This window comes from Kitasatospora sp. NPDC097691, from assembly GCF_040302665.1.
Classification (GTDB): Bacteria; Actinomycetota; Actinomycetes; order Streptomycetales; family Streptomycetaceae; genus Kitasatospora.
This window is the reverse complement of sequence record NZ_JBEORY010000065.1, coordinates 24,582-49,364: the sequence shown is the minus strand read 5'-3', so window position 1 is coordinate 49,364 and position 24,783 is coordinate 24,582. Positions and strand designations below refer to the sequence as shown.

Annotated in this window: 25 protein-coding genes; 18 read left to right on the top strand and 7 right to left on the bottom strand. The window is 73.1% G+C overall.

Going from position 1 to position 24,783, the window contains the following annotated elements; translation table 11 throughout:
* Positions 1-623: MFS transporter (locus ABTY56_RS32530; protein WP_502893231.1), on the top strand; the 623-nt coding region annotated here is incomplete at its 5' end.
* A gap of 137 nt (positions 624-760) precedes the next feature.
* Here ABTY56_RS32530 and ABTY56_RS32525 read toward each other — a convergent pair.
* The 3 genes from ABTY56_RS32525 to ABTY56_RS32515 form a co-directional block, all read right to left on the bottom strand.
* Positions 761-1,294 carry a HEAT repeat domain-containing protein gene (locus tag ABTY56_RS32525; protein ID WP_350632964.1) on the bottom strand — a complete coding sequence of 178 codons (534 nt, stop codon included), beginning with the start codon at positions 1,292-1,294 and terminating at the stop codon, positions 761-763.
* A gap of 73 nt (positions 1,295-1,367) precedes the next feature.
* Positions 1,368-2,174 carry a hypothetical protein gene (locus tag ABTY56_RS32520; RefSeq protein WP_350632963.1) on the bottom strand — a complete coding sequence of 269 codons (807 nt, stop codon included), beginning with the start codon at positions 2,172-2,174 and terminating at the stop codon, positions 1,368-1,370.
* A 164-nt stretch (positions 2,175-2,338) separates the two neighbouring features.
* Positions 2,339-3,118 (bottom strand): VOC family protein, encoded by a 780-nt coding sequence (locus ABTY56_RS32515; protein WP_350632962.1) that lies wholly within the window; start codon positions 3,116-3,118, stop codon positions 2,339-2,341.
* Between the two features lie 93 nt (positions 3,119-3,211).
* On the opposite strand from ABTY56_RS32515, the gene ABTY56_RS32510 reads away from it, so the two are divergent.
* The 3 genes from ABTY56_RS32510 to dnaE all read left to right on the top strand — a co-directional run bounded on the left by ABTY56_RS32510 (position 3,212) and on the right by dnaE (position 8,305).
* The gene (locus tag ABTY56_RS32510) at positions 3,212-3,673 is read left to right on the top strand and encodes a GyrI-like domain-containing protein (RefSeq protein ID WP_350632961.1); all 462 of its coding nucleotides are present in this window, start codon (positions 3,212-3,214) and stop codon (positions 3,671-3,673) included.
* Positions 3,674-3,808: 135 nt separating this feature from the next.
* Positions 3,809-4,636, top strand: a complete 828-nt coding sequence (locus tag ABTY56_RS32505; RefSeq protein WP_350632960.1) for a hypothetical protein — start codon at positions 3,809-3,811, stop codon at positions 4,634-4,636.
* 135 nt (positions 4,637-4,771) lie between these two features.
* Positions 4,772-8,305, top strand: coding sequence for a DNA polymerase III subunit alpha (gene dnaE / locus ABTY56_RS32500; protein ID WP_350632959.1), 3,534 nt, complete (start codon positions 4,772-4,774; stop codon positions 8,303-8,305).
* A gap of 106 nt (positions 8,306-8,411) precedes the next feature.
* Here dnaE and ABTY56_RS32495 read toward each other — a convergent pair whose 3' ends face one another.
* Complete coding sequence (locus ABTY56_RS32495) at positions 8,412-9,299, bottom strand: LysR family transcriptional regulator (protein ID WP_350632958.1); 888 nt, start codon at positions 9,297-9,299, stop codon at positions 8,412-8,414.
* Between the two features lie 72 nt (positions 9,300-9,371).
* On the opposite strand from ABTY56_RS32495, the gene ABTY56_RS32490 reads away from it, so the two are divergent.
* The 6 genes from ABTY56_RS32490 (at position 9,372) to ABTY56_RS32465 (ending at position 15,854) form a co-directional block, all read left to right on the top strand.
* Positions 9,372-10,262: a dihydrodipicolinate synthase family protein gene (locus tag ABTY56_RS32490; protein WP_350632957.1), complete on the top strand. Its 891-nt coding sequence runs from the start codon at positions 9,372-9,374 to the stop codon at positions 10,260-10,262.
* A gap of 136 nt (positions 10,263-10,398) precedes the next feature.
* Positions 10,399-11,427 carry an aspartate-semialdehyde dehydrogenase gene (locus ABTY56_RS32485; RefSeq protein ID WP_350632956.1) on the top strand — a complete coding sequence of 343 codons (1,029 nt, stop codon included), beginning with the start codon at positions 10,399-10,401 and terminating at the stop codon, positions 11,425-11,427.
* Positions 11,428-11,733: 306 nt separating this feature from the next.
* The gene (locus tag ABTY56_RS32480) at positions 11,734-13,089 is read left to right on the top strand and encodes an NYN domain-containing protein (RefSeq protein ID WP_350632955.1); all 1,356 of its coding nucleotides are present in this window, start codon (positions 11,734-11,736) and stop codon (positions 13,087-13,089) included.
* A 150-nt stretch (positions 13,090-13,239) separates the two neighbouring features.
* Positions 13,240-14,238 carry an ABC transporter ATP-binding protein gene (locus ABTY56_RS32475; RefSeq protein WP_350632954.1) on the top strand — a complete coding sequence of 333 codons (999 nt, stop codon included), beginning with the start codon at positions 13,240-13,242 and terminating at the stop codon, positions 14,236-14,238.
* The gene (locus tag ABTY56_RS32470) at positions 14,235-15,044 is read left to right on the top strand and encodes an ABC transporter permease (protein ID WP_350632953.1); all 810 of its coding nucleotides are present in this window, start codon (positions 14,235-14,237) and stop codon (positions 15,042-15,044) included. The genes ABTY56_RS32475 and ABTY56_RS32470 overlap by 4 nt, the downstream gene beginning before the upstream one ends.
* 54 nt (positions 15,045-15,098) lie before the next feature.
* Positions 15,099-15,854 (top strand): hypothetical protein, encoded by a 756-nt coding sequence (locus ABTY56_RS32465; RefSeq protein ID WP_350632952.1) that lies wholly within the window; start codon positions 15,099-15,101, stop codon positions 15,852-15,854.
* 122 nt (positions 15,855-15,976) lie between these two features.
* Here the strand turns inward: ABTY56_RS32465 and ybaK are convergent, their stop codons facing one another.
* The 3 genes from ybaK to ABTY56_RS32450 all read right to left on the bottom strand — a co-directional run bounded on the left by ybaK (position 15,977) and on the right by ABTY56_RS32450 (position 18,923).
* Positions 15,977-16,471 (bottom strand): Cys-tRNA(Pro) deacylase, encoded by a 495-nt coding sequence (ybaK, locus tag ABTY56_RS32460; protein ID WP_350632951.1) that lies wholly within the window; start codon positions 16,469-16,471, stop codon positions 15,977-15,979.
* A 22-nt stretch (positions 16,472-16,493) separates the two neighbouring features.
* Entirely contained in the window at positions 16,494-17,222 is a 729-nt protein-coding gene (locus ABTY56_RS32455; RefSeq protein ID WP_350632950.1) for an LON peptidase substrate-binding domain-containing protein, read from the bottom strand.
* A 120-nt stretch (positions 17,223-17,342) separates the two neighbouring features.
* Positions 17,343-18,923, bottom strand: coding sequence for an oxidoreductase (locus ABTY56_RS32450; protein ID WP_350632949.1), 1,581 nt, complete (start codon positions 18,921-18,923; stop codon positions 17,343-17,345).
* 90 nt (positions 18,924-19,013) lie between these two features.
* On the opposite strand from ABTY56_RS32450, the gene hisD reads away from it, so the two are divergent.
* From hisD to hisF, 8 genes are read left to right on the top strand one after another with little or no spacing between them, the layout of a single operon-like run.
* Positions 19,014-20,321, top strand: a complete 1,308-nt coding sequence (hisD, locus tag ABTY56_RS32445; RefSeq protein WP_350632948.1) for a histidinol dehydrogenase — start codon at positions 19,014-19,016, stop codon at positions 20,319-20,321.
* Positions 20,318-21,418, top strand: coding sequence for a histidinol-phosphate transaminase (locus ABTY56_RS32440; protein ID WP_350632947.1), 1,101 nt, complete (start codon positions 20,318-20,320; stop codon positions 21,416-21,418). Before hisD ends, ABTY56_RS32440 begins: the two co-directional genes overlap by 4 nt.
* A 6-nt stretch (positions 21,419-21,424) precedes the next feature.
* A complete protein-coding gene (gene hisB / locus ABTY56_RS32435) occupies positions 21,425-22,015 on the top strand; it encodes an imidazoleglycerol-phosphate dehydratase HisB (protein WP_350632946.1) in 591 nt (196 codons plus the stop codon).
* Complete coding sequence (locus ABTY56_RS32430) at positions 22,012-22,164, top strand: CG2302 family histidine operon protein (protein WP_350632945.1); 153 nt, start codon at positions 22,012-22,014, stop codon at positions 22,162-22,164. The genes hisB and ABTY56_RS32430 overlap by 4 nt, the downstream gene beginning before the upstream one ends.
* A gap of 31 nt (positions 22,165-22,195) precedes the next feature.
* On the top strand, positions 22,196-22,831 hold the full coding sequence (hisH, locus tag ABTY56_RS32425) for an imidazole glycerol phosphate synthase subunit HisH (RefSeq protein WP_350632944.1): 636 nt from the start codon (positions 22,196-22,198) through the stop codon (positions 22,829-22,831).
* Between the two features lie 20 nt (positions 22,832-22,851).
* Entirely contained in the window at positions 22,852-23,577 is a 726-nt protein-coding gene (gene priA, locus ABTY56_RS32420) for a bifunctional 1-(5-phosphoribosyl)-5-((5-phosphoribosylamino)methylideneamino)imidazole-4-carboxamide isomerase/phosphoribosylanthranilate isomerase PriA (protein ID WP_350632943.1), read from the top strand.
* Entirely contained in the window at positions 23,574-24,005 is a 432-nt protein-coding gene (locus tag ABTY56_RS32415) for a RidA family protein (protein WP_350632942.1), read from the top strand. Before priA ends, ABTY56_RS32415 begins: the two co-directional genes overlap by 4 nt.
* Entirely contained in the window at positions 24,002-24,772 is a 771-nt protein-coding gene (gene hisF, locus ABTY56_RS32410) for an imidazole glycerol phosphate synthase subunit HisF (RefSeq protein ID WP_350632941.1), read from the top strand. Before ABTY56_RS32415 ends, hisF begins: the two co-directional genes overlap by 4 nt.
* Positions 24,773-24,783 lie beyond the last annotated feature (11 nt).

Here is a 24,783-nt window from a genome sequence, read left to right as displayed (position 1 = left end):
CCGGAGCCGCGCCCGGTGCGGGCGGGGACGAGGGTACGGGCAGAGGCGGGGGCGGGAACGCGGGCGGACAACGTGCGCGGATCGGGCTGGAGTTGCTCCCGTTCCTGCTGGTCGGCCTGGTGTACGCGGGCATGGAGACCAGCATCGGCACCTGGCAGTCGACCCAGCTGGTGCGCGACGGCTGGAGCACGCAGGCCGCGACGACGGCGGCCTCGGGATTCTGGGCCGGGATGGCCGTCGGGCGCCTGGTCGTCCCGCAGTTGACCAGGCGGCTGCCTGGCCGGACCACGCTGCCGGCCCACCTGGCCGCCGGGCTCGGCGCGCTGGCGCTGGCCGCGGTGCCGCACCTCGCGGTGGTGGCCTACCCGCTGGCCGGGCTGGCGCTGGCGCCCGTGCTGCCAACCCTGATCGCCTGGGTCTCCGGTGTGGCGGAGGTGCCGCAGCAGGCGACCTCGGTGCTGACGCTCTGCTGCATGCTCGGCAACGCCGTCGTGCCGGCGGTGGTGGGGGCGCTCGGCGGGTCGGGCGGGGCGGTGGTGATCCCGCTGCTGCTGGCCGGGGCGTGCCTGCTCTGCCTCGGGCTCGCGCTGTGGCTGCGGGCTGCTCGGCGGGTGGGCGGATAGGCGGGCAGGCGGTAGGCGGGTGGGCGGTGTCGGTGCGCAGGACGTCGGATGGGCCGACTTCCTGCGCACCGTGCCGCACGCGCCGGCACCGCGCGCCGCGCACCAAGCACCGAGCACCGAGCGCCGAGCGCTGTGCCTCAGCGCGGGCGGGTGCGGTTGTGGATCGGGCCGCCCGGGGCGTACCAGCCAGCCTTCTTGCGGACGGTCGGGTTCGGGTCCCCGTCGTGCGCGGCCTGCAGGGCGGCGAGGGCGTGGGGATCGGTGTGGACGAACTTGCCGACGAGTTCGGCGGCCATCGTGCGGACGTGCGGGTCCGGGTCGGTGGCCAGGTGCCGCAGCGCCGGGGCGAGGACCCGGTCCGCGCCCGGGGCGCAGGTGTCGCCCTTGCAGCGGTCGCAGGCCAGGGCGTGGAAGGCGGCGATCCGGACGCGGGCGTCCGGGTCGTCGGCCATGGTGATGAGCAGGTCCATCGAGTCCAGGTCGACCAGGTGGTCGAGGAGGCGGCAGCAGCCCTCCCGTACGGCCGGGTCGGCGTGGGAGAGGCCGGTGCGGATGGCGTCCAGTGCGTCCGCCCCGCGGCGGAGCAGCGCGTGGTAGGCGGCCACGGTGCGCTGGGGGTCGCCCAGGCACGAGACGAGGGCTTCGTTGTCGGTCCGTGCGAATCCGAGCATGGGGTGAGTGTCCGCCCCAAGGGGGTTCGGGGCAAAGGGATTTCGGGTTGAGGTGGCGGTCTCGGGAGGGGGCTCAGCGGGCGCGGCGGGTGCGGCCGTGGACGAAGAGGGAGAGGCAGGCGACGGCGGTGATGCCGCAGGCGACCATGCCGAGGCCGAGCAGCATGATCGTGGTGTCGTCGACGCCCTGGACGGACTCGTGGGCGGTGTGGCCGCCGGCGTCGACGGTGACCTTCTCGCCGTCCGGGTGGCCGGAGATGTAGTCGACCATGGCGATGATGCCGCCGACACAGAGCGCGGCGCCCAGGAGCAGCCAGCCGCCCGCCTTGCGGGTCCACTCCTCGCCGGTGAGCAGGCGGGCGTCCGGGCAGTGGTCGATCACGGCGTTGCCCAGGGCGGGGGCGCTGGTGGCCAGGCCGTCGATCCGGACTCGCGTGCCGTCGGCCAGGGTGAGGATGCAGCGGTAGTCGTTGCCGAAGCGGTGGGCGAAGGCACCGACCGAGTCCCGGCGGGTCGGGACGGTGATGGCGGCGACCTGGGACCAGCGCCAACTCCCCTTCGGGCCGCGGGCGTTGCCGTGGACCAGGCCGTGCTCGTGGACGTCGAAGTACTCGCCGCCGCCACCGCGCAGGGCCCGTGCGGCCTGGGTGAGGCCGATGCCGAGCCCGCACAGGCCGAGGCCCAGGGCCGCACCGAGCCCCTGGCCGCCGCCGGCGGAGCCGTCGTCGCCGTCCTGGAGGAGGGCCCACAGGCCCAGCCAGGAGGTGAGGATGCCGATCGGGAGGGCCCACGCGGCGTTGACCCAGCGGGTGCCGTTGGCGACCCGGTGGCGGCCGAGGTGGGCTCCGAGGGCTTCGGGGGCGGCGGTGGTGTCGGTCACGGTGGTCAGTCAAGCAGGGTGGTTCGTTCACCTCAAGGGTGTTGACGTGGGCCGGAGTTGGCGCGGTCGGATGGGGCCGGGAACCGCCCGGCCGGATGGGGACGGGAACCGCCCGCCCGGAGGGGTCCGGGCGGGCGGGGGCGGGCTCGGGTGCGGGGGCGGGGCTACATCGGGCCGGGCTTGATCATGGCGAAGGGGGCGCCCTGGGGGTCGGCGACGACGGTCATCCGGCCGGCCACCATGTCGAAGGGCGGGGCGAGGACGGTGCCGTTGCGCTTGACCAGGGCGTCCACGGTGGAGTCGACGTCGTCGACCGCGAAGTAGGTCAGCCAGTGCGCCGGGGTGCCGGGCGGGTCGTTGGCGAGGAGGGTGGCGCCGCCGACCGCGCGGCCGCCGACCCGCAGCTCCCAGTAGGAGTCCGCGCCGGCCAGCGGCTCGATCTCGATGCCGAACGCCTCGCCGTAGAAGGCGGTGGCGGCCGGGATGTCGCTGGTGTGCAGCTCGTTCCAGGTCAGCGCACCGGCCTGGTTGACCACCTGGGCGCCGAAGAACTCGCCGGGCTGCCAGGCGCCGAAGACCGCGCCCTGCGGGTCGGCGGCGATCAGCATCCGGCCCAGGTTGCCGACGTCCACCACCGGGACGAGCAGGGTGCCGCCGGCGGCGACGATGGCGTCCTGGGTGGCCTGGGCGTCGGTGGTGGACAGGTAGGTGTTCCAGACGGTCGGCGGCTCCGGCATCCCCTCGGGGGCCATCGCCGGGCCGATGCCGGCCGCGGCCTTGCCGTCGAGCGCGCAGACCGCGTAGCCGCCGAACTCGGCCGGGCCGGGCCGGCCCTGCCAGCCGAAGAGGTCACGGTAGAAGTCCAGTGCGGCCTGCTGGTCCTTCGCCATCAGATCGACCCAGCAGGGCGTGCCGGTCGCGTACGGGGTGGTGACTTCAGGCATTTTGACCCTTTCCGGTGGGTTTGCTGCCGGTCACGATTTCGTCGCGGGAGGCGAATCGCCACTCGACACGCCGCCGTGGCGGTGGGCCGCCGGGTGGCGGGTGAGGGTCGGGGTGGGGTCGGACGCGGGGGCACGGAGGGCGGCGACTTCGTCGTCGGCTCGCTGGAAGGCCTGTGGTGGTCGGACCGGCCGGAGGTCTTCACCACGCGGGAGAAGGACTCCTGGAACTGGACCATGCTCATCGGCATGCCGGCGTGGATCACCGAGGAGATGATCGAGGAGGCGAAGCGGGCGGCGTCGGCGAAGAAGAAGCTCCCGGCGATCGCGGAGATCCGGCGGGTGGCGCTGCACGAGGGCCTGAGCGCCCAGGTGCTGCACGTCGGCTCGTACGAGGACGAGACCCCGGTGCTGGACGAGCTGCACCGGGTCTTCCTCGCGGCCCAGGGCCTGCGGTTGTCGGGCCTGCACCACGAGGTCTGCCTCGGCGACCCGCGGAAGACGGCGCCCGAGAAGCTGAGGACCGTCCTGCGCCAGCCGGTCGAGCGCCTGGGCTGAGGGAGCGGCCGGTCCCGTGCCGCGCAGGACCGCGCGGCACGGGACCGCAGCGCGATCCACCGGCGGGCGATCCGCCGGAGGGCGCAGGTGGAGGGCCTGCTCCGGGGGGTCGGGGGCTGCGGCACGATGGACCACGTGACACAGCGGAGATACGAGTACGCACCGCCGAACACCCTCCCCGGGCTCCTGCAGCGCGGCCGCGGCCTGGGCGCCACGATGGCGGCGGAGGACCCGGCGGCCGCCGCCGACCTGGTGTACGGCTGCATCCGCTGGGAGTGGCGCTGGGACACGGCGGTGGACGACCGCCACCTCTACCTCGCCCGGCTGGTCCGGGACCTGGAGCTGCCGCTCGCCCCCGTGGTCGAGCTGCTGGCCGGGGACGACGACGCCCGCGGCCGGGCGGCCGGTGTGCTGGGGCTGCTGGCGCGCGGCGGCTCGACCGAGGCCCGGGACGCGCTGCGGGCGCACCTGCCGGAGGAGGAACAGGAGGCGGGACGGCGGGAGCCCGCCGATGTTGAGCCGCCGGCCGGGCAGGGAGGGCAGCCGGACGTCCCGGCGCTCCTCGCCGCGCTGGAGCGGGACTGGGTGGACCGCACCTGGTGCGGCCCGATGCGCACGGCGCGCGGGCTGGCGCGAGCCGGAACGGAGGCCGCCGGAGCGATCTCCCTCCTGCGCCGCTTCTGGCTGTGGACGCCGCACTCGCACGAGCGCCCGGCGTACCTGGAGGCGCTGGCGGCGCTCGGCTCCGCGGGCATGGCCGAGGCGTACACCGAGTCGCTCTGGGACTGCGAGGCTCGAGCCCGGCTGCTCGGCGTCGGGCACGCCCCCGACCTCCCCCGCGTGCGGGACCGCCTGGTCCGCCTCCGGGACGACCCGATGGAGGACGCGGCCGTCCGGACGGCCGCCACGACACGGCTCGGCGGCGGCTCGGCGGCGGGCTCGATCGGCGGCGGGCTAGAGTAGACGCGTGAACGTGTGAGTGATGGTCCGGACCCCGTGAGGCGGTTCGGGCCACATCCATTTCCAGGGCTTTCCTCCCTGTGACCCGCGCGTTCGCCGGCCCACCAGACCAGCACCAGAGCCTCCGGAGGCCCCGCCTTGAGCGACCAGCCGTTCGCGCATCTGCACGTCCACACCGAGTACTCGATGCTGGACGGTGCCGCCCGGCTGAAGCAGATGTTCAAGGAGGTCGAGCGCCTCGGTCAGACCCACGTGGCGATGACCGACCACGGCAACATGTACGGCGCCGCCGAGTTCCACCGGCAGGCCACCGACGCCGGCATCACCCCCGTCATCGGCATCGAGGCGTACGTCGCCCCCGAGTCGCGCTCCAACACCAAGCGCATCCTGTGGGGCCAGCCGCACCAGAAGAGGGACGACGTCTCCGCGTCCGGCGCGTACACCCACAAGACCATCTGGGCCCGTAACAAGGAGGGCCTGCACAACCTCTTCAAGCTGACCTCGCGCTCCTACGCCGAGGGCTGGCTGGTGAAGTGGCCCCGGATGGACAAGGAGCTGATCTCCGAGCTCTCCGGCGGCCTGATGGCCACCACCGGCTGTCCCTCCGGCGAGGTGCAGACCCGGCTGCGCCTGGGCCAGTTCGACGAGGCCGTGAAGTCCGCCGCCGACTACCAGGACATCTTCGGCAAGGAGAACTACTTCCTGGAGCTGATGGACCACGGCCTCGACATCGAGAAGCGGGTCCGCGACGGGCTGCTGGAGATCAGCAAGAAGCTGAACATCCCCCCGGTCGTCACCAACGACTCGCACTACACCACCGAGGCCGACGCCGGCGCGCACGACCTGCTGCTCTGCGTCCAGACCGGCAAGAACCTCTCGGACCCGGACCGCTTCCGCTTCGACGGCACCGGCTACTACATCAAGTCCGCCGCCGAGATGTACGCGCTGGACTCCTCGGACGCCTGGCAGGAGGGCTGCCGCAACAGCCAGATCCTCGTCGCCTCCCGGGTCGACACCGAGGGCATGTTCAAGTTCAAGAACCTCATGCCCCGCTTCCCCATCCCGGAGGGCTTCGAGTCCGAGGCGGACTTCTTCAAGTCCAAGGTCTGGGAGGGCATGGACTGGCGCTTCCCGGGCGGGTACGACGAGGAGCACAAGAAGCTCGCCGAGTACGAGATGGACACCATCATCCAGATGGGGTTCCCGGCGTACTTCCTCGTGGTCGCCGACTTCATCATGTGGGCCAAGAGCCAGGGCATCGCGGTGGGCCCCGGCCGTGGTTCGGCGGCCGGCTCGCTGGTCGCGTACGCGATGGGCATCACCGACCTCGACCCCATCCCGCACGGCCTGATCTTCGAGCGCTTCCTCAACCCCGAGCGCATCTCGATGCCCGATGTCGACATCGACTTCGACGAGCGTCGGCGCGGTGACGTGATCCGCTACGTGACGGAGAAGTGGGGATCCGACAAGGTCGCCATGATCGTCACGTACGGCACCATCAAGGCGAAGGCCGCCATCAAGGACTCCTCGCGGGTCCTCGGCTACCCCTACGCGATGGGCGACCGGATCACCAAGGCCATGCCGCCGGACGTCATGGGCAAGGGCATCCCGCTGTCGGGCATCACCGACTCCTCGCACCCGCGCTACAGCGAGGCCGGCGAGATCCGCGGGCTGTACGAGACCGACCCGGACGTCAAGAAGGTCATCGACACCGCGCGCGGCATCGAGGGCCTGATCCGCCAGCCCGGCGTGCACGCCGCCGGCGTCATCATGTCCGCCGAGCCGCTGACCGACCACATCCCGGTCTGGACCCGGCACACCGACGGCGTCACCATCACGCAGTTCGACTACCCGACTTGTGAAGGCCTCGGCCTCCTCAAGATGGACTTCCTCGGCCTGCGCAACCTGACGATCATGGACGACGCCGTCAAGGCGATCGAGAAGAACAAGGGCGTCAAGATCAACCTGCTTGATCTGCCCCTGGACGACAAGCCGACCTACGAACTCCTCTCGCGCGGTGACACGCTCGGCGTCTTCCAGCTCGACGGCGGCCCCATGCGCTCGCTGCTGCGCCTGATGAAGCCCGACAACTTCGAGGACATCTCCGCCGTCCTCGCGCTGTACCGGCCGGGCCCGATGGGCGTCAACTCCCACACCAACTACGCGCTGCGCAAGAACGGCCAGCAGGAGATCACCCCGATCCACCCGGAGCTGGAAGCGCCCCTGGAGGAGGTGCTCCGGCCGACGTACGGCCTGATCGTCTACCAGGAGCAGGTGCAGAAGGCCGCGCAGATCCTCGCCGGCTACTCGCTCGGCCAGGCGGACCTGCTGCGCCGCGCCATGGGCAAGAAGAAGAAGGAGATCCTGGAGGCGGAGTTCGTCCCCTTCCAGAAGGGCTGCCGCGAGCGCGGCTACTCCGACGCGGCCGTCCAGGCGGTGTGGGACGTCCTCGTCCCCTTCTCCGGCTACGCGTTCAACAAGGCGCACACCGCGGGCTACGGGCTGGTCTCGTACTGGACGGCCTACCTCAAGGCCAACTACCCGGCCGAGTACATGTCCGGCCTGCTCACGTCCGTCAAGGACGACAAGGACAAGTCGGCGGTCTACCTCAACGAGTGCCGCAAGATGGGCATCAACGTCCTTCCGCCGGACGTCAACGAGTCGGACTCGGACTTCACCCCGCACGGTGACGACACCGTCCGCTTCGGCCTCACCGCCATCCGCAACGTCGGCGGGCCGGTGGTCGAGTCGATGATCCGGACGAGGAAGACCAAGGGGAAGTTCTCCTCCTTCCCCGACTTCCTGGACAAGGTCGAGTCGGTGGTCTGCAACAAGCGGACCGTCGAATCGCTGATCAAGGCCGGGGCCTTCGACTCGCTCGGGCACACCCGCAAGGGGCTCAGCGCGCAGTTCGAGCCGATGATCGACAACGTCGTCGGGGTGAAGCGCAAGGAGGCCGAGGGGCAGTTCGACCTGTTCGGCGGCGACGCCACGGACGACGAGCCGAGCTTCGGGCTCGACGTCGTCTTCTCCGAGGAGGAGTGGGAGAAGTCCTTCCTGCTCACCCAGGAGCGGGAGATGCTCGGCCTGTACGTCTCCTCGCACCCGCTGCACGGCATCGAGCACGTGCTCGCCGACAAGGCGGACTGCGCGGTCGCCGACCTCGCGGAACGGCCGGACGGCTCGATCGTCACCATCGGCGGCATCATCTCGGGCCTCCAGCGGAAGATGACCAAGCAGGGCAACGCCTGGGCCATCGCGACCGTCGAGGACCTGGCGGGCTCGATCGACTGCATGTTCTTCCCGGCGAGCTACCAGCTGGTGTCCTCCCAACTGGTCGAGGACGCCGTGGTGTTCGTGCGCGGCAAGCTCGACAAGCGGGAGGACGTGCCGCGGCTGATGGGGATGGAGCTGTCCGCCCCCGACCTTTCGAACGCGCACGCCGAGGCGCCGATCACCATCAACATCCCGAGCGGGAAGGTCACGCCGCCGCTGGTGGCGCGGCTGGGCGAGGTGCTGGGGAGCCACCGGGGCACCACCGAGGTCCGGGTGCGGCTGGAGAGCCGCACCAAGACGACGGTGCTGCGGCTCGACCGGCACCGGGTGAAGTCGGATCCGGCGCTGTTCGGGGACCTGAAGCAGCTGCTCGGGCCGAGCTGTCTGGCGGTCTGACGGCCGAGTGCGGGTGCGGCCTGCCGCATCGCCCGGTTCCCCGCGTCCCCTTCGGGCGCGGGGAACTTCCGTTCGGGGGAGGAGGAGGGCGGGGAACAGGCGGGGGTCAGGAGCCGCTGCCGAGGCCCGGCGGTACCGCGGTGTGGAGGGCCGAGACGAAGGCGGAGATGGCCGGGTGGGAGCCGGCGCCGGCCCGGAAGGCGGCGCGGGTGCGGCGGTACATCGGGAGGCGGGTGAGGACCACACCGGGCGGGGGCTGGGCGGTGCCGAGGTGGGGGACGAGGGCCACGCCCTGGCCGGCGGAGACCAGGGCGAGGACGGTGGTGAAGTCGTCGATCTGGTGGCGGATCCGGGGGGCGAAGCCGGCCGCTTCGCAGGCGCGGACGGCCATGGTGTGGCAGAGGGTGCCGGGCGGGGACATGATCCAGGGCGCGCCGCGCTGCTCGGCGATCGTGCCCGGGGTGCGGGCGGCCAGGTACATGGGCTCGGTGAAGACCGGGCGGGTCGCCGCCAGGCCGGGTTCGGGGTCGGCCGGGACGAGGTCGTACTCGTGCACCAGGGCCACGTCCAGTTCGCCCGCGCGCAGGGCCGCGCCGACGGCCGCCGGGTCGACCTCGGTGACCATCGGCTCCAGTCCGGGGTGCCAGGCGGCCAGCTCGGCGAGCACCGCCGGGATGATCGCGCGGGCCGCCGAGGGATAGGTGCCGATCCGCAGCGGACCGGCCAACCCCCGCTTGGCGTGGGCGAGTTCGGCTCCCGCCTGCTCCAGCAGCGCGAGCACCGACTCGGCGTGCCGGACCAGGTTGCGCCCGGCCGGGGTGAGGGCGACCCGCCGGCCGGTGCGCTCCAGCAACGGGACACCGGCCTCCTTCTCCAGGACGGACAGCTGCTGGGAGACCGCGGAAGGGCTGAAGGACAGCGCCTCGGCGACGGCCGCGATGGTGCCGAGGTGGGCGAGTTCGCGCAGCAGGCGCAGGCGTCGGACGTCGAGCATCGGCTCAGCTTACGAGAAGCGTCGGAAATGTGAACTGGACCTGCGGTGACGGCCGGCCGCAGGATCGTGAGCATGGAACTCAAGGGCATCTACGTCCCCCTCGTCACACCGTTCGCCGCCGACGGCACCGTCGCCCTCGACGCGCTGGAGAAGCTCGCGCACGAGGTGCTCGACGCCGGTGCGGCCGGGCTGGTCGCGCTCGGCACCACCGGCGAGCCGGCCGCGCTGAGCGCGCAGGAGCGGGACGCGGTGGTGGACGTCGCCGCGGCCGCCTGCGCCACGCGTGGGGCGCGGCTGATCGTCGGCGCGCACGGCGGGGACACCCGGGCGACCGCCGAGTCGCTCGCCGCGCTCGGCGCACGGGTACCGCAGGCCGCGGCCGCGCTGGTCACCGTCCCGGCGTTCGTGCGGCCCGGCGAGGCGGGGACGGTCGCGCACTTCCGGGCGCTGGCCGCGAGCAGCCCGCTGCCGCTGGTCTTCTACCACATCCCGTACCGCACCGGGCAGCAGCTGTCGGCCGCCGCGCTGCGCGAACTCGCCGCGATCGAGGGCGTGGTGGGCGTCAAGTACGCGACCGGCGGGCTGGACCAGGCGGGTGTGGAGCTGCTCGCCGACGCCCCCGCGGGGTTCGCGGTACTGGCCGGGGAGGACGCCTTCCTCTCGCCGATGATGGCGCTCGGCGCGGCCGGCGGCATCCTCGCCTCCGCCCATCTGGCCACCGGCCGGTTCGTGGAGCTGGCGCAGGCCTGGCAGACCGGGGACGTCGACCGGGCGCGGACGCTCGGACACCGGCTGACCGGCCTGGCCCTGGCCGCCTTCGCGGCGCCGAACCCGGCGGTCACCAAGGGCGTGCTGCACGCCCAGGGGCGGATCCCGACCCCGGACGTCCGGCTGCCGCTCCTCCCGGCGGGAGGAGCGGAGGTCCGCGCGGCGCTCGACCTGGTGAGTGGTCTGGACCACTAGGGGTCTGTCCGGAGGGGCCTCTCACGCCGTGGCTCCCCCCTCTCAAGCAGTGGAACGGCAGGTCGCCCCACCCGCGTGACAAGGCATGATGGGCGGAGTGCGGCTGTGAACAGCACCATTCAGAGGAGTAGTCGGAATGAAGATCGGCATTGTCGGTGCCACCGGCCAGGTCGGCAGCGTGGTCCGCGAGATCCTGGCGGACCGTAACTTCCCGGTGGAGCAGCTGCGGCTGTTCGCCTCGGCCCGCTCGGCCGGGCGCACCCTGCCCTGGCAGGGCACCGAGGTCACCGTCGAGGACGCGGCCACGGCCGACTACACGGGCCTCGACATCGTGATCTTCTCCGCCGGCGGCGCCACCTCCAAGGCCCTCGCCCCCAAGGTCGCCGCGGCCGGTGCCGTCGTCATCGACAACTCCTCCGCGTGGCGCCGCGACCCCGAGGTCCCGCTGGTCGTCTCCGAGGTCAACCCCGAGGCCATCGCGGACCGCCCCAAGGGCATCATCGCCAACCCGAACTGCACCACCATGGCCGCCATGCCCGTGCTGCGCCCGCTGCACGAGGAGGCCGGCCTGGCCGCGCTGATCGTCTCCACCTACCAGGCCGTCTCCGGCAGCGGCGTCGCCGGCGTCGCCGAGCTGCAGGGCCAGGCCTCCAAGGTCATCGACGGCGCCGCCGCGCTCGCCCACGACGGCGCCGCGGTCGAGTTCCCCGAGCCCCAGGTCTACCAGCGCCCGATCGCCTTCAACGTGGTGCCGCTGGCCGGCTCCATCGTCGAGGACGGCTCCAACGAGACCGACGAGGAGCAGAAGCTCCGCCACGAGAGCCGCAAGATCCTCGGCATCCCGGAGCTGAAGGTCGCCGGCACCTGCGTGCGCGTCCCGGTCTTCTCCGGCCACTCGCTGCAGATCAACGCCCGCTTCGAGCGCCCGATCAGCCCCGAGCGCGCCGTCGAGCTGCTCACCGCCGCCCCCGGCGTCGAGCTGTCCGACATCCCCACCCCGCTGCAGGCCGCGGGCCAGGACCCGAGCTACGTCGGGCGCATCCGGGTGGACGAGACCGTGGACAACGGCCTGTCGCTGTTCGTCTCGAACGACAACCTGCGCAAGGGCGCCGCGCTCAACGCCGTCCAGCTGGCCGAGCTGGTCGCCGCCGAGCTCAAGGCCTGAAAACCCCGGAACCCGGCGCCCGGGGGCGGACCCCGGGCCCGCGGGCCGGTACACCGCCGCGTGACCTCGGGCGGGCTCCGTCGTTGAACGGGGCCCGCCTTCGCGTTCTTTGCGCTCCGTTGGGGCGGCTGTTGCGGTACCGGGACATCCGGCAAGGTTCGGCGGGCGAACCCCGGGTAAAAGGTGACCCAACGATCGGGCGACGACGGGGGCCCCTCACCTCGGCACGCCCGTACGGCGGGCGGACCGCCCACCCCGAACGACCCCACCCGACTGATTCCGAGGGCGAGCGAAAAGAGGTGCGCGATGGACCGCTGTGTCGTCCTGGTGGACGCCGGATACCTGCTGGGCGCCGCCGCCAGCCTGCTCGCGGGGGATCCATCCCGGTCCAAGGTCACGGTGAACCACACGGCCCTCATCACCGCCCTGCGCGAGCGCGCCGAGGCCGAGACCGGACTGCCACTGCTGCGCATCTACTGGTTCGACGCCGCACCCGACCGCCGCCCGATGCCCGAGCACCGTCGGCTGCGCGTCCTGCCCCGGGTCACCGTACGGCTCGGAGCGCTCACCCGGGCCGAGGGGCGCTGGGTGCAGAAGGGCGTGGACGCCGCGATGCACGCCGAGCTCTCCGAACTCGCCCGCAACCGGGCCTGCGCCGACGTCGTGCTGATCACCGGGGACGGTGACCTGCTGCCCGGCATGATGACCGCCAAGGAGCACGGCGTCGCCGTCCACCTCTGGGCACTGCAGGCCGCCGACGGTGACTTCAACCAGTCCGAGGACCTGGTCGGCGAAGCGGACGAACGGCGGGTGCTGGACCGGGAGTGGATCGAGGGCTCGTTCTCGCTGCGGGACAACTCCAACCTCTTCCCGGCGCCCGGGGCACGGCAGGAGATCGCCAAGATCCTCGCCGCCCCGCCCGCCGCGCTGCCCGGTGTGGTGCCGGGGGTGGCGCCGACGGTCCGCCCCGCGGCGGTGGCCGCGGTGGCGGCGAGCGCGACCGCCCCGGCCGCCGACGGGCGGCCACAGTCTGCGGCCGCGCTCAAGGTCGTCCCGACACCGAAGGACCTGGCCGGGCGGTCCCCGGCCGTCACACCGATCACCCCGGCGGCGAACGGGCACGGGCCGGCCGGCCACGCGGTCAACGGGCACGGCGGCCACGGTACGAACGGGCACGGGGCGAACGGGCACGGCGCGAACGGCCACGGGGCGAACGGCCACGGCGCCGTCGCACAGGCCGGGCCGGTGCTGCGGTGGTCCTCCGACCGCGGCTGGGTCGACCGGCCCACCCCGGAACCCGCCGTCACCGCCGGCGACAACCTGCCCACGCTCGCCCAGCTCACCACCGCCGAACAACGCTGGGCCGACCGCGAGGAGGACATCACCTCCATCGGCGGGGACGCCCACGAGGTCGGGCAGGTCTTCGCCCGCCGCTGGAGCGACCGGATCGGCGACTTCGAACGGCTCACCGTGCTGTGGCCCGACTACCCGCGCATCCCGCACCGCGTCGACGGCGAGCTGCTCCGCTACGCCGCCCGCTTCGGCCTGCTCGCCCACAAGGACGACCAGATCGACGAGCACGACCGCTACGCCATCCGGGCCGGGTTCTGGAAGGAGATGGCCGCGAGGGTGCCCGGCGGAACGATGGTCGTCGACGACTGAGGCGGCGGCCGGCACGGCGGCCGAGGCGCCGCCCGGGACGACCGGGACGGTGACGGACGGCCGCCCGACCGGCAGCCGGGTGTGACCGCGGCTTCCGGCGACCGGGCCCCGTGTCCGGTTCGCCCGTACGAGCGCGTAGAGTCTTCGGTCGTGAGTGAGACGGCCGGGCGAGCACCCGAGGAAACCCCGCCGTGCGTCGTCGTGCGCGACCTGGTCAGGACCTACCGCAGCGGGCGCGGCGCGGCCGCCACAGAGATCCGGGCCAACGACGGGATCAGCCTCACCGTCCGGCAGGGCGAGATCTTCGGGCTGCTCGGACCCAACGGCGCCGGCAAGTCCACGCTGGTCCGCCAGATCACCGGGCTGCTGCGCCCCGACTCCGGAACGGTCGAACTCCTCGGCCACGACATCGTGCGGCACCCCGAGCGGGCCGCCCGGCTGCTCGGCTACCTCGGGCAGGAATCCACCGCGCTGGACGAACTGACGGTCGCGCTCGCCGCCGAGACGACCGGACGGCTGCGCGGGCTCGACCGGGCCCGGGCCCGGAGCGCGGCCGGGAACGTCCTGGACGAGCTCGGGCTGACGGCCATCGCCGCACGGCCGCTCGCCAAGCTGTCCGGCGGGCAGCGACGGCTCGCCTGCTTCGCGGCCACCCTGGTCGGGGACCGGCCACTGCTCGTCCTCGACGAGCCGACCACCGGCATGGACCCCGTCGCCCGGCGGGCCGTGTGGAGCGCCGTCGACCGGCGGCGCGCCGAGCACGGGACGACCGTGCTGCTGGTCACCCACAACGTGATCGAGGCGGAGACGGTGCTCGACCGGGTCGCCGTGGTGGACGACGGCCGGGTCATCGCCTGCGACACGCCCGGCGGACTCAAGGCGCTCGTGGACGGCGACGTCCGGCTCGACCTGGTCTGGCGCGACGAGGCGCCGGTCGGCGTGCCCGCCGTCGCCGCGCTGCGCGAGCGGGCCGAGTGCACCGGCCGCCGATGGACCGTCCGCACCACCCCCGAGCAGGCCCGCGAACTGGTCGCCGCCGTCACCACCGGCCCGGCCTTCGCCGCGCTCGACGACTTCACCCTCGCCACCCCGAGCCTTGAGGACGCGTACCTCAAGCTGGGCGGCCGCCACGGAGGACTGGCCAAGTGACTCTGCTCTCGGTGCCGCCCCGGACCGGCCGGACCTCGGCCGGGCCCGCCCCGCTGGCCCCCGCGGCCAGGCTGCTGCCGGCCCTCGCCGCCGTGTACCGGGCGCAGCTCGCCCGGGCGCGGGTCGCGCGGATCCCGCTGCTGTTCGTCGCCACCTTCCAGTCCCTCGGCATCCTGGTGATGATGCGGGGCGTCGTGGAGGCCGGGCAGTCCTCGGCGGCGCGGTCGGTGGTCGCCGGGGCGAGCGTGCTGGTGGTGGCGTTCGTCGCGCTGAACCTGCTCGCCCAGTACTTCGGCAAGCTCCGGGCCACGGGCGGCCTCGACCACTACGCGACGCTGCCGGTGCCGGCGGCCTCGGTGGTGCTCGGGGCGGCCGCCGCGTACGCCTCGTTCACACTGCCCGGGACGGTCGTCACGGCGGCCGTCGGGGCCGTCATGTTCGGGCTGCCGCTCGGGCAGCTGTGGGTGCTGCTGGCGGTCGTGCCGCTCGCCGGGGCCGCGCTGGCCGGGCTGGGGGCCGCCTGCGGGCTGCTGGCACCCCGGCAGGAGATCGCGACCATGCTCGGACAGCTCGGGATGTCCGCCGCGCTGCTGCTCGGCGTGCTGCCGGTCGACCACCTGCCGCAGCCGGTGCTGTGGCTGCGGGACCTGCTGCCGTCCACGTACGGGGTGGAGGCCTTCGCGCGGACCTTCACGCCGGACCCGGACTGGGCGATGGTGCTCGCGGACCTGGGGGTGTGCGCCGGGGTGGGCGTGGTGTCGCTGGCCCTGGCCACCTGGGCGTACCGGCGGGCCGTCTCCCGGTAAGGGCCGAACGGGTGGTTGGGCCGTTCCGGGGGCTGTCGTGAAACGATGGGGCCTGTGACCGTACCGAACACACCTCCGGATCCCGCCCACGCCGATGTGCAGGCGGCGCCGGAAGACGCCGTGCCCGGCGCCGCGCCCGACGCCGTGTCCGACCCGTACGCGCCTCCGCAGTGGCCCGCGCCCGTCGCGTCCGACACGCAGGGGACCTCGCTGGTGCAGCGGCTGCTGCCGGAGGTGCGGATCGGGGCCGGGGTCGTCGTCACCTGCCTGGTGGCCGGGCTGGTGATGGCCGCGCTCTGGGCGTGGCTGGCGCCGAAGGTGCCGCTGGTCGTGGACGGGGACCGGATCCTCTACCTGGACCCCGAGGGCGAGCAGCGGGCCGGGGCCGACGCGGTGTTCGCGATCATCGGCCTGGGCGCGGGGATCCTGACCGCGCTCGGCGCCTTCCTGGTCACCCGGCGGCGCGGGGGCGGCATCGCGGTCGCGCTGGGGCTGGCCGTCGGCGGACTGCTCGGGTCGGTGGGGGCCTGGCGGATCGGGCAGTGGCTCGGGCCGGGCAAGGACCTGATCGGGGAGGCCCGGCGGGTCGGCAACGGCGGACACTTCGACGCGAACATCGACCTGGGGGCGCTGGGGGCGCTGCTGGTGTGGCCGATGGCGGCGATGGTGGTGCTGCTCGCGCTGTCGGCGGCGGTCGGGAAGCGGGAGGAGGACCCGCCGCCGTACTGGGCGCCTGCGGCGCAGGCTCCGGGTGGGTCGGTGGGGCCGGTGGGGTCCGCGGGGCCGCAGGGGCCGCAGGACCGGGTCTGAGGTTTGGTGGCAGGGCGGAAGGTCGGTGGTCCGGTACGGGCCCCGGGGCTTCCGCCCTGCGGCGTTTCCCGGGGGCTTTCCGGTCGGTGCGGTTCCTCGCGGCCCCGGGGGTGGTGGGGCGGTCAGCGGGCGATGGGGGCGGTCCGGGCGTTGGTGAGGGTGACGAGGTCGGTGGGGGCGAGTTCCACCTCCAGGCCCCGGCGGCCCGCCGAGACGTAGACGGTGGGGTGGGCGAGGGCGCTGGCGTCGATGACGGTGCGCAGGGGGCGGCGCTGGCCCAGGGGGGAGATGCCGCCCAGGACGTAGCCGCTGCTGCGTTCGGCGGCGGCGGGGTCGGCCATGGCGGCGCGTTTGCCGCCGACGGCCGAGGCCAGGGCCTTGAGGTCGAGCTGGCCGGCGACGGGGACCACACCGACGGTGAGGGTGCCGTCCACGTCGGCCACCAGGGTCTTGAAGACGCGTTCGGCGGCCACGCCGAGGACCTCGGCCGCCTCGCCGCCGTAGGAGGCGGCGGCCGGGTCGTGGTCGTAGGCGTGCACGGTGAACGGGACGGCGGCGGCTTCCAGGGCGACGGTGGCGGGCGTGCCCTGGCCGCCCTTCTTGGTCTTCTTGGCCATGCGGGGTCCTGGGGCTCCTGGGTCAGTTGGGGCTGAAGGACTGGCGGGTGAGGTCGACGGCGGGCAGCGAGGGCAGCCAGGTGAGGACGGCGGTCTCGCGACGCAGCAGGTCGAGTTCGGTGCGCAGGCGCTGGGCGGTGTCCGGGCAGGCGAGCAGCCGCTGCTTGACCGGGGTCTCGAACACCGAGGCGGCGGCGACCAGGTAGGAGAGCACCTGCGGGTCGTCGGGCAGGTCCTGGCGGCCGACGGTGCTGGCCTCGCGGGCGCCGGCGAGGCGCTTCTGGTACACCCGGAACGCCCGCTCGACCTCGGCGGCCAGGGCGCCGGAGCCCTCGCCGGGGCGCTCCTCGATCGGCTCGATCTCGCCGGTCAGGTACGGACCGGAGGCGTCCACCGAGCGCAGCCGGAACCGGGTGGTGCCGGTGACCAGGAGCTCGTAGCGGCCGTCCGGCTGGTGCTCGGCGGAGGCGACGTCGGCGACGCAGCCGACGGGGAAGATCGCCTCCAGCGGGTCCCCGGTGACGGTGCCGAGGCCGTCGAGCGGGCCGGCCGGGCCCTCCTCGGCCCGGACCGGGGCGACCTCGCGGCCGTCCTTGATCGCGAGGATGCCGAAGCGCCGCGGCGTGTCCTCGGGCTGTTCGAGCAGGTCGGCGACGAGACGGCGGTAGCGCTCCTCGAAGACGTTCAGGGGCAGCACCAGGCCCGGGTAGAGCACGGTGTTCAGCGGGAAGAGCGGCAGCCGTTCTGTCACGGCGGACAGCGTAGTTCCCCCGACCCGGCGTTCGTCGCTCGCCCGCGACGATCGGCGCCATCGGCGGCATCGGCGTCACCCGGGCCGTCCGCCCCGTCGGCGCCCCCCGAGCCGTCCGAGCTACCCGCGCTGGAGCATCCGCGTGGCGCCGGCGACGACGGTGGAGGCGAGCAGCCAGCCGATGATCACCAGTGCGGCGGAGATCCACTGGGAGAGGCCGCCCGGGTTCCAGCCGCCCTGGTTGAGGTCCACGATCGGCAGCAGCTGGTTGAGGGTGTAGAGCACCGGGCTCCAGTGCGGGCGCTCGTCGGCCTTGAGCGGGTCCAGCGGGTGGGTGGCGAACCAGAAGCTGCCGAGGATCCAGGCGAGCAGCAGCCACAGGCCCGCCCGGCCGGGGCGGTAGCCGTAGCCGACGGTGAGGTCCTGGACGGCGCCCCAGATCCGGGCGGGCAGCGGCAGGGTCCGACGACGGCGGCGCTGCTTGGCGTACAGCACCTCGCGGGCGTCGTCGTCGGCGCCGTCGCGGCGCAGGGCGGCGGCCAGCTGCTCGTAGGACTCGGGCTGGAACTCGACGGAGGAGCCCTCCAGCCACGCGATCCGGTCCTGGACCGGGAAGGCCGTGCTCGGGCGCAGGTTCTCGTAGACGAAGCCGGTGAGGCCCAGGTGCTTGCCGAGCGGCCAGGCCCCCGGGGTGTCGACCAGGTTGCCGACCCGGGCGCGGGAGAGTGAGACGGTGCCGGTGGGGCGGAACTTGCAGGTGAAGCGCAGCTCGGGGGTGTGGATGCGGCGCAGCGAGAGTTCGTCGTCGTCCTCCAGGTGGAATTCGCCGGAGATCAGGCAGGCGCCGTCGAAGCGGCTGTCGGAGAGCCGGACCCGGCCGAAGGCGCGGAAGGGGGTGACGGGGCCGTCGGGCGGCGGGTTCTCGCCGTACCCGGAGCCGTAGTAGCCGCGGGAGCCGACCCAGCCGAGGTCGGCCGAGCCGGTCAGGTAGAGGGTGTGGCCGACGGTGACCCGGACGGCGTTGAGGCAGGTGCGGTTGAGCTGCCGGTCGGCGCGCAGCTGGGCGCCGCGGAGCGAGAGCCGGCCGCCTATCCGGGCCGTGCGGATGCTCAACTCGCCCGTGGTCTCCATCCGTTCGGCCTCGAAGTCCTGGTTGACGGTGATCCCGTCGGCGGAGACGGCGCGGCCGTAACGGTCACCGCCGATGACGGCCTGGTTGAGCAGCAGGTCGGTGCCGATCCGGGCGTCGGTGAGCCGGATGCCGTCGCGGAAGCGGCAGCGGGCGAGGTGGAGGTCGCCGGTGGTGGAGAGCCGGGAGGCCTCCAGCCGGGGGATCAGGCAGTTCACGAAGCGCAGCGTGGAGGCCGCCGCCTCGGAGATGAGGATCTTGTGCTCGAAGCGGCAGTTGTGGAGCTCGACGTAGGCGCCGATGGCGGCGCCGGCCAGGTTGAGCGCGCCGGTGACCAGGACGCCGCTGAGGCGCAGTGAGGCGACGTGCCCGGGTGCGGGCTCCGGGCCGACCAGCAGCAGGTGGGCGAGCACCTCGGCGCGGACGGTGCGCCGGGCGCCCCAGACGGCGTCGCCGAAGGGGTCGTCGGTGTCGGCTTCGCCACTACGGAGGTCCAGGATCTCGCCCTGGTGGTAGGCCTCCCAGACCTCGCGTTCGGTAGCGGTCCAGCCCTCTGGAGCGCGATCCGCCATGGTTTCCCCCGTCCCCCGGTCGTCTCGCCTTTCGTATCACGGACTGAAATGAGGGACCAGCGATTCCGGTCACTCCTTACACTGGGTGGCGTGATCTCTCGAATCGACCTCCGCGGCTCGCTCGACGACCCGCGTGACCTGCTGCCCCGTGCCGAGTTCGACGTCGCGGCCGCCCTGGAGAAGGTGCGGCCGATCGCCGAGGACGTACGCCATCGCGGGGTCGCGGCGCTGATCGAGATCACCGAGCGCTTCGACGGCGTCCGCCTGGAGTCCACCCGGGTGCCGGCCGAGCAGCTGACCGAGGCCCTGGAGACGCTGGACCCGAAGGTGCGCGCCGCCCTGGAGGAGTCGATCCGCCGGGCCCGCGCCGTGCACGCCGACCAGCGCCGCACCGGGCACACCACCCAGGTGGTGCCGGGCGGCACGGTCACCCAGCGCTGGGTGCCGGTCGAGCGGGTCGGGCTGTACGTGCCGGGCGGTCTGGCGGTCTACCCGTCCTCCGTCGTGATGAACGTGGTGCCGGCCCAGGAGGCGGGCGTCCGCGGCATCGCGGTGACCTCCCCGCCGCAGAAGGAGTTCGACGGCCGCGTCCACCCGACCATCCTGGCGGCCTGCGCCCTGCTCGGTGTGGACGAGGTCTACTCCGTCGGCGGCGCCCAGGCCGTCGCGATGTTCGCCCTCGGCACCGAGGAGTGCGCGCCGGTGAACATGGTCACCGGCCCGGGCAACATCTACGTGGCCGCCGCCAAGCGCTACTTCGCCGGCCGGATCGGCATCGACTCCGAGGCCGGCCCGACCGAGATCGCCGTCCTCGCCGATGACAGCGCGCTGCCGTCCGACGTCGCCGCCGACCTGATCAGCCAGGCCGAGCACGGTCCGACCTCCGGCTCGGTGCTGGTCACCGACTCCCCGGCGCTCGCCGACGCGGTCGAGGCCGAGCTGGCCGAGCAGGTCGCCCGGACCAAGCACAGTGAGCGGGTCGCCGAGGCGCTGGGCGGCAAGCAGTCCGGCATCATCCTGGTCGACGACCTGACCCAGGGCCTCGCCGTGGTCAACGCGTACGCGGCCGAGCACCTGGAGATCCAGACCCGCGACCCGCACGCCGTGGCCGCGCGCGTCGTCAACGCGGGCGCGATCTTCATCGGCCGGTGGACCCCGGTCTCGCTGGGCGACTACGCGGCCGGCTCCAACCACGTGCTGCCGACCGGCGGCTGCGCCTGCCACTCCTCCGGACTGTCGGTGCAGACCTTCCTGCGCGGCGTCCAGGTCGTCGAGTACGACCGGGACGCCCTGGCGGACGTCGCCGCGCACGTGGTCAACCTGGCGAACGCCGAGGACCTCCCCGGCCACGGCGACGCCGTCAAGGCCCGCTTCGACTGGACGGTGCCCGGCTCGTGACCGCCATCGACGATCTCCCCATCCGGGACGAGCTGCGCGGCCAGTCCCCGTACGGCGCGCCGCAGTTGGACGTCCCCGTCCAGCTGAACACCAACGAGAACCCGTACCCGCTGCCCGAGGAGCTGGTGGCCCGGATCGCCGAGCGCGTCGCCGACGCCGCCCGCGGGCTGAACCGCTACCCCGACCGGGACGCGGTCGAGCTGCGCGAGGGCCTGGCGGCGTACCTGACCCGCACCACCGGCTTCCCGGTCGTGCGCGAGCAGGTGTGGGCCGCCAACGGCTCCAACGAGGTGCTCCAGCAGCTGCTGCAGACCTTCGGCGGCCCCGGCCGCAGCGCGCTCGGCTTCGAGCCCTCGTACTCGATGCACGCGCTGATCTCCCGGGGCACCGGCACCGCCTGGATCTCCGGCCCGCGCAACGACGACTTCACCATCGACGTGGACGCCGCTCTCGCGGCCATCGCCGAGCACCGGCCGAACGTGGTCTTCATCTGCTCGCCGAACAACCCGACCGGCACCGCCGTCGAGGCCGACACCGTGCTGCGGCTGTACGAGGCCGCCCAGGCCGCCCGGCCCAGCCTGGTCGTCGTCGACGAGGCGTACGTCGAGTTCTCGCACCGGGCCTCGCTGCTGCCGCTGATCGAGGGCCGCCCCAACCTGGTGGTCAGCCGCACCATGTCCAAGGCCTTCGGCGCGGCCGGACTGCGCCTGGGCTACCTGGCCGCCGACCGGGCGGTGGTGGACGCCGTCCAGCTGGTCCGCCTGCCGTACCACCTCTCCGCCGTCACCCAGGCCACCGCGCTGGCCTGCCTGGAGCACACCGACACCCTGCTCGGGTACGTCGGCCGGCTCAAGGAGGAGCGCGACCGGCTGGTCGACGCACTGCGCGGGATGGGCCTGGAGGTGACCGACTCGGACGCCAACTTCGTCCAGTTCGGCCGCTTCGCCGACACCCACGCCGTCTGGCAGGCCATCCTCGACCAGGGTGTCCTGGTCCGCGACAACGGCGTGCCCGGGTGGCTGCGCGTCACCGCCGGCACGCCCGCCGAGAACGACGCCTTCCTGGACGCCGTCCGCACCGTGATCAAGGAGCTGTAACCCCGTATGTCCCGCATCGGACGCGTCGAGCGCACCACCAAGGAGACCTCCGTCCTGGTCGAGATAGACCTCGACGGCACCGGCAAGACCGACATCTCCACGGGCGTCGGGTTCTACGACCACATGCTCGACCAGCTCGGCCGGCACGGTCTGTTCGACCTCACCGTCAAGACCGACGGCGACCTGCATATCGACACCCACCACACCATCGAGGACACCGCCCTCGCGCTCGGCGCCGCCTTCAAGCAGGCGCTCGGCGACAAGGTCGGCATCTACCGCTTCGGCAACTGCACGGTGCCGCTGGACGAGTCGCTCGCCCAGGTCACCGTGGACCTCTCCGGCCGGCCCTACCTGGTGCACACCGAGCCCGACATGGCGCCGATGATCGGCAGCTACGACACCACGATGACCCGGCACATCCTGGAGTCCTTCGTGGCCCAGGCGCAGATCGCGCTGCACGTCCACGTGCCGTACGGGCGCAACGCCCACCACATCGTGGAGTGCCAGTTCAAGGCGCTGGCCCGTGCGCTGCGCTACGCCGCCGAGCGCGACCCGCGCGCGGCCGGCATCCTCCCGTCGACCAAGGGTGCGCTGTGAACAACTCTGCGATGATCCTCGTCTTCGTCGGCCTGTTCCTGGTCGGCGGGGTGATCTCCTTCTGGAAGCAGAAGCAGTCGAAGGGCGTCATCCTGGTGCTGGCGTTCGGTGCCGTGATGTGCCTGGCCTCCGGCCTCATGCGCCTGTAAGACCCGTCGTAGAGAGACTGGACACCTGAACATGGGCAAGAACGTCGTCGTCCTCGACTACGGCTCCGGCAACCTCCGCTCCGCGCAGCGCGCCCTGGAGCGGACCGGGGCGAACGTCACGGTCAGCTCCGACTACGACACCGCGATGGCCGCGGACGGCCTGCTCGTCCCCGGCGTGGGCGCCTTCGAGGCCTGCATGCGCGGGCTGAAGTCGGTCCGCGGGGACTGGATCATCGGCCGCCGCCTGGCCGGCGGCCGCCCGGTCATGGGCATCTGCGTCGGCATGCAGATCCTCTTCGAGAAGGGGGTCGAGCACGGCGTGGAGACGGCCGGCTGCGACGAGTGGCCGGGCACCGTCGAACCGCTGGAGGCCCCGGTCGTCCCGCACATGGGCTGGAACACCGTGGACGTGCCCGAGGGCACCCGGATGTTCGCCGGCCTCGACCCGGAGACCCGCTTCTACTTCGTGCACTCCTACGGCGTGCGGCACTGGGAGCTGGAGAGCCACAGCGCGCGGATCAACCCGCCGCTGGTCACCTGGGCCACGCACGGGCAGCCGTTCGTCGCGGCCGTCGAGAACGGTCCGCTGTGGGCCACCCAGTTCCACCCCGAGAAGTCCGGCGACGCCGGCGCCGCCCTGCTGACCAACTGGGTCAACACCCTCTGACTGTCTGAGAGTTGCTACTGATGAGCCGCCTCGAACTGCTTCCCGCCGTCGACGTCCGCGACGGCCGGGCCGTCCGCCTGGTCAAGGGCGCATCCGGCACCGAGACCTCCTTCGGCGAGCCGCTGGCCGCCGCTCTCGCCTGGCAGAACGCCGGCGCCGAGTGGCTGCACCTGGTCGACCTCGACGCCGCGTTCGGCACCGGCTCCAACTACGAGCTGCTGCGCGACGTCACCGGCCGGCTGGACATCAAGGTCGAGCTGTCCGGCGGCATCCGCGACGACGAGTCGCTCGCCCGCGCCCTCGCCACCGGCTGCACCCGGGTCAACCTCGGCACCGCCGCCCTGGAGGCCCCCGAGTGGGTCGCCAAGGCCATCGCCGAGCACGGCGACAAGATCGCGGTCGGCCTGGACGTGGTCGGCACCACCCTGCGCGGCCGCGGCTGGACCCGCGACGGCGGCCAGCTCTTCGACGTGCTGGCGCGCCTCGACCAGGAGGGCTGCGCCCGCTACGTCGTCACCGACGTCAACCGCGACGGCACCCTGACCGGCCCCAACCTGCAGCTGCTGCGCGACGTCTGCGCCGCCACCGACCGCCCCGTCGTCGCCTCCGGCGGCGTCTCCTCGCTGGACGACCTGCGCGCCATCGCCTCCCTCGTTGGCGAGGGTGTCGAGGGTGCCATCGTGGGCAAGGCACTCTACGAGCAGAAGTTCACCCTCGAAGAGGCCCTGGAGGCGGTTTCAGGATGACGGACGGTCGGATCGTACGCGGACGTGTCGGCGGATTCTCCCCCTGGGAGGACGAGTTCGGCTACTCCCGGGCCATCGCGGCGGGGGACCATGTGCACGTGGCCGGCTCCACCGCCTGGGTGGACGGCCGGATCGAGCACGAGGGCGACCCGTACCGGCAGACCCTCGCCGCGTTCGGCGTCGGGCTCAAGGCCCTGGCCGCGTACGGTCTGACCGCGGACGACGTGGTCCGCACCCGGATGTACATCACCCACGTCCGCGACGCCGAGGAAGTGGGCCGCGCCCACCGCGAACTCTTCGACGCCGCACGCCCGGTGGCCACCATGGTGGTGGTCGAGGGCCTGATCGACTCCCGGATGATGGTCGAGATCGAGCTCGACGCGTACCGCTCCGGGCTGGCAAAGACCCTGGAAGGCCAACAGCCGTGACCCTCGCCGTACGAGTCATCCCCTGCCTGGACGTGGACGCCGGGCGGGTGGTCAAGGGCGTCAACTTCCAGAACCTGCGCGACGCCGGCGACCCGGTCGAGATGGCCAAGCTCTACGACGCCGAGGGCGCCGACGAACTGACCTTCCTCGACATCACCGCCTCCTCCGGCGACCGCGAGACCACCTACGACGTGGTCCGCCGCACCGCCGAGCAGGTCTTCATCCCGCTCACCGTCGGCGGCGGCATCCGCGCCGTCGAGGACGTGGACAAGCTGCTGCGGGCCGGCGCCGACAAGGTCGGCGTCAACACCGCCGCGATCGCCCGCCCGGAGCTGGTCCGGGAGATCGCCCGGCGGTTCGGCCGGCAGGTGCTGGTGCTCTCGGTCGACGCCCGGCGCTGCCCGCCCGGCACGGAAACCGAGTCGGGCTTCGAGGTGACCACCCACGGCGGGCGCCGGGGCACCGGCCTGGACGCCGTCGAATGGGCGGGCCGCGCGGCCGAGTTGGGCGCGGGGGAGATCCTGCTCAACTCGATGGACGCGGACGGCACCAAGGACGGCTACGACCTGGGGATGATCCGGGCCGTGCGCAAGGCCGTCTCGGTGCCGGTGATCGCCTCCGGCGGCGCCGGCAAGCTCGCCGACTTCGCACCCGCCGTCGAAGCGGGCGCGGACGCGGTGCTGGCCGCCAGCGTCTTCCACTTCGGGGACCTGCGGATCGGCGAGGTCAAGGGCGCGCTGCGGGAGGCCGGGCACCCGGTGCGGTGACCCGCGTCGAC